Raw genomic sequence first — 296 nt, 5'->3', positions numbered from 1 at the left:
TTATGCGCTAGACCCAACTGGCCACATGTTATGTTATGTTACCTCCAAAGATGTAAAGCCCTATTGTGAGTGGGACTTAGAATCGTCACTCAATCATAACCTTGATATCAAGTATTTAGGACAATCTAACTTTGATATAAGGCAATTTGGTGGTTATAAAATCCGCAATGTAGATAGAGATAAACATGTGAAAGACACCAGTGGCACCACCTATGTTTGGTCTAAAAGACCGAATCCTGCACTGAGCGCGCCGCTTGTTTTGCCACATTATTTACAGAATAACCACTGCCCTTTTT

The 296-nt window shown here is 40.2% G+C and carries 1 pseudogene; it reads left to right on the top strand.

Annotation, left to right across the window (positions count from 1 at the left end):
- Positions 1–296: pseudogene (locus tag CWC11_RS23190) on the top strand (DUF2431 domain-containing protein); the annotation flags it as partial.

Origin of the sequence: Pseudoalteromonas sp. S3178 (genome assembly GCF_005886985.1) — a bacterium.
Lineage (GTDB): Bacteria > Pseudomonadota > Gammaproteobacteria > Enterobacterales > Alteromonadaceae > Pseudoalteromonas > Pseudoalteromonas carrageenovora.
Note: the sequence above shows the minus strand (reverse complement) of the source record. Positions and strands in the feature narration are given on the sequence as shown.